Source organism: Nostoc sp. (assembly GCF_036919595.1).
GTDB lineage: Bacteria > Cyanobacteriota > Cyanobacteriia > Cyanobacteriales > Nostocaceae > Nostoc.
The window spans coordinates 1-3,752 of sequence record NZ_JBALCO010000205.1 but is presented as its reverse complement, the minus strand read 5'-3'; the positions used below and the strand labels follow the sequence as shown (position 1 = coordinate 3,752).

Sequence of the window (3,752 nt, the reverse complement as noted above, 5' to 3'; positions counted from 1 at the left end):
TAATTTACTCTTTTTTTTTGGCAATAGCTCCTACCAAACCACCCAAGTATCACGTTTCTCAATTATTCCACCTCATTAGTATGGAAGCAAAGCCTCCTATTATAACATAAAAATAATTCTGCAAGAGGTCTAATATAGGAAAGAGAGGAAGCAATCACTCTGTTAGTCTAAAATTGCGAAAATTTGCGTCAAATCTATTTCTTTTGGTACAACTACTACCATTAGGTTAACTGATCAGTAGTTGCAAGACAATTGTATGATTTGTTCTCTAAAGGAGACAATATAAAGATAGGGCAAACGCATCATGTCAACAAGAGAATTTTATTTTCAATAAGCTGTAAATTAGTCGCATTAATCCATACTTATTGACACAAATTTAGCGATCGCTTTGAGTCTTGAAAACTAAGCCAAACGAGAAATGCTGATTTTGTCGTTGGTTGTTTGCCTATGCCTGGGTTCGATGTTGATGCTTGTGCAAAACTAAAAGTGCCACGTCCTCAAAGCCACAAGCTTTCTGGAAAAGTTGGTATCTGAGTTGAAAAAAAACTGAGATTGATTGTCCAGAAGGTGAAACACCAATGGACGTGGATGTTGCTGACGTTCCATTCCCCTCTGTAAGCGTGTGGATAAAAATACCTTTTCCGTTACCACCATACGCAACTTATTCATCTCCTCCTTTCCCAAGGGGAAAAACAGCCGTCTGCAATGCGCTATAGTTTGGTGGATATCTTGAAGAACATACGGAGATTTATATCATGACGGCTGCTACCACGCCCCAGGTTCCTGTTGAAGCCTTAATCCGTCCGGCAGAACCTTGTGTGATCGTTATTTTTGGAGCAGCGGGAGATTTAACCAAGCGTCTGCTGCTTCCCGCCCTCTACAACCTCAAACAAAGCAATTTGCTGCGGCAAGAATTTGCTATCGTTGGAGTCGCACACACTCCAATGAGCCAGGATGATTTTCGCAGCAAACTCGCTCAAGACATTCATGAGTTTGCAACGGTTCCCGTAGAGGAGCATCTCTGGCAACCGCTTGAGCAACGACTGTACTATCTTGCTGGTGAGTTTCAAGAAGCTGACACTTACCATCAGTTGCAAGATTTACTCACTCAAGTCGATCAAGACTGTGCCACTCAGGGAAACTATTTGTTCTACCTGGCAACTGCCTCTAACTTCTTTTGCGACATCATTACGCAGCTAGGTGCGGCAGGATTGGTGCGTGAAGACAACAATCAATGGCGGCGAGTCATCATCGAGAAACCATTTGGGCACGACTTGGACTCGGCTCGTGCCCTCAATAAATCCATTGGTGCTGTCCTTGAGGAAAAACAGATATACCGCATTGATCACTACCTGGGAAAAGAGACTGTACAAAACATTCTGGTGTTTCGGTTTGGTAATGGCTTGTTTGAACCGATTTGGAATCGTGAACATATTGATCACGTACAGATTACCGTGGCCGAAACGGTTGGAGTCGAAGGCAGAGGCAACTTCTATGAAGGCACAGGGGCATTGCGGGATATGGTGCAAAACCATCTTTTTCAACTGCTGGCAATGACGGCGATGGAACCGCCGATCTCGTTTTCAGCTGATGAGGTGCGTGATGAAAAGTCAAAACTATTGAAGTCCATCATTCCGCTCACTGCTGAAGCTGTCCAAACTGACACCGTAAGGGGACAGTATGGTGCGGGAACGGTGAAGGATACTCAAGTGCCTGCTTATCGCTCAGAACCACGAGTTGCGTCCGACTCTACCACTGAAACTTATGCTGCCTTAAAGTTGAACATTGACAACTGGCGTTGGGCAGGGGTGCCGTTTTATCTCCGAACCGGCAAGCGTCTGGCTCAACGCGTCACAGAAATTGCAATTCAGTTTAAGCAAGTACCCTCACTATTGTTTCGCCAAACGTCGATTGATCGCCTCACGCCCAATTTCTTGACCATCCGCATTCAACCAAAAGAAGGAATTCACTTCAAATTTGGCGCAAAAGTGCCTGGTCCGGCCATGACGATGGATGCGGTTGAAATGAACTTTTGCTATGATGACTACTTTGGCAAGATTCCGAGTACCGGCTATGAAACCTTGCTCTACGACTGTATGATCGGTGATGCGACTCTGTTTCAGCGCTCAGACAACGTAGAACTAGGCTGGAGCGTTGTCAGCCCCATTCTAGAGGCTTGGGCAACCACGTCACCTGAAAACTTTCCCAACTACACAACAGGCTCATGGGGACCATTGGCAGCAGATGATTTGTTGGTGCGCGATGGTCGGCAGTGGCTCCCGGATTGACCCATAATTATTACCAGGGAGATTGCTGGCATACATACTTACTTGACTTTCTTTAAAGTGGAAGGGATGCCCCATTAATTTTCTTTTATTTCCCCTGGCAACGGCTTATTTAATAGGAAAGCTGTTAATAGCTAAACCACTATCCAAATTACCATATGAGCCATGTGCAAAATCTGTTTCGTTTGGGACATTAACTGAAGTCATTTATCAAGGACGAAAATATCCAGATATTAGCTGTCCAAGTAATGATTATAGAGTAAGAACTCTGTATAATGACGCCGAAAGCATTCAAAAGGAATTGAAGTTTTAAAATTATAAAAATCAATTTTCAAATTGAGCCATGATTAGCCTTCATGTTATAAAATATGCCAGATCGGAGCTTGAGGTGAGGATTTTAATGATTAGTCATGAAGCCCTTTTGCTTAAACGCCTTTGTGATCATACTATCTACCTATCAAAAGATAATTCGTTAAATCTGTCTTATATCAAGTTCGGGTGATTACTTATAATAAAATCTATAAATATAGGTTGGGTTATAGCAAGATCCCCGTAGGGGTACATCAGTGAAACCCAACATTTACTTCTTGTTAATGTTGGGTTACCCTGCGGGAAGCCCGTAGAAGTGAATGTGCATTAAGGTTTAGAAGATATATTGCGATTGTTTGCTTATCAACTCAAATGCGGCATCCAAGTACAACGTAATTACGATCAACATCTTCCTAAAATCCTTGCTTATGGCAGCAAATTGAATCAGGTATGGACGAACTTAATTGACAAAGCCATAGATGCAATGGATGGTAAGGGACTGCTGGAAATTACAACACACCATTGCGATCGCTTCGCCCATAGTGACATCATCGATTCTGGTAGTGGAATTCCACCTGAAATTAAAACCCGCATTTTTGAACCTTTCTTCACTACTAAATCAATGGGGCATCGTTCAGGACTCGGTTTGGAAACCGTTCGCCGGATTGTAGAAAATCGCCATCACGGTACACTATCATTTGAGTCATTTTGATTAATTACTGAATTTGCTATAACTAATAATTTTTGATGCAATAATACCAATTAATACCAATAGACCTAACGCTCTGCGAAAATAATTAACACCTTGAAATAATTCTAGCCAGGCCCAAGTAAACAAGGAGCCATTTGCTACTACATCTAACACTGTATTAATTTTGCCAGTCGTAAAAATTAGAGCAAGTATACTGGTTACTATCCAAACAATAAGAGGTAGATTTGGCATCTGAGCTATAACAATTTTGCCATCACTGTCACGGAAGGTTTTATCGATAAATGTATTTTCCATAGCTTTTTATTGCCAATTAGCTAAAAATTATTGACTTACAATAGTATTGAGAAGATGCTATAGCAACCGCTAGGTTGGTTAGGACACTAAACTCAGAACATACTCCATCGCCGCTCGCAAGGTAGGGAAGTACTCCAGTTGCTTGCGGATAC

3 protein-coding genes are annotated in these 3,752 nt (G+C 42.1%); 2 read left to right on the top strand and 1 reads right to left on the bottom strand.

Annotated elements, in window-relative coordinates; genetic code table 11:
* The first annotated feature begins 755 nt into the window (after positions 1 to 755).
* On the top strand, positions 756 to 2,288 hold the full coding sequence (gene zwf, locus V7K21_RS30505; protein ID WP_335179845.1) for a glucose-6-phosphate dehydrogenase: 1,533 nt from the start codon (positions 756 to 758) through the stop codon (positions 2,286 to 2,288).
* Positions 2,289 to 2,940: 652 nt separating this feature from the next.
* Positions 2,941 to 3,306, top strand: a complete 366-nt coding sequence (locus V7K21_RS30500; protein ID WP_335179843.1) for a sensor histidine kinase — start codon at positions 2,941 to 2,943, stop codon at positions 3,304 to 3,306.
* Here the strand turns inward: V7K21_RS30500 and V7K21_RS30495 are convergent, their stop codons facing one another.
* Positions 3,307 to 3,600 carry a hypothetical protein gene (locus V7K21_RS30495; RefSeq protein WP_335179841.1) on the bottom strand — a complete coding sequence of 98 codons (294 nt, stop codon included), beginning with the start codon at positions 3,598 to 3,600 and terminating at the stop codon, positions 3,307 to 3,309.
* Positions 3,601 to 3,752: the final 152 nt, after the last annotated feature.

Bases quoted from the DNA above. Each gene is read 5' to 3' on its own strand.
- zwf (WP_335179845.1), top strand. From the start codon at position 756: ATGACGGCTGCTACCACGCCCCAGGTTCCTGTTGAAGCCTTAATCCGT.
- V7K21_RS30495 (WP_335179841.1), bottom strand. From the start codon at position 3,600: ATGGAAAATACATTTATCGATAAAACCTTCCGTGACAGTGATGGCAAA.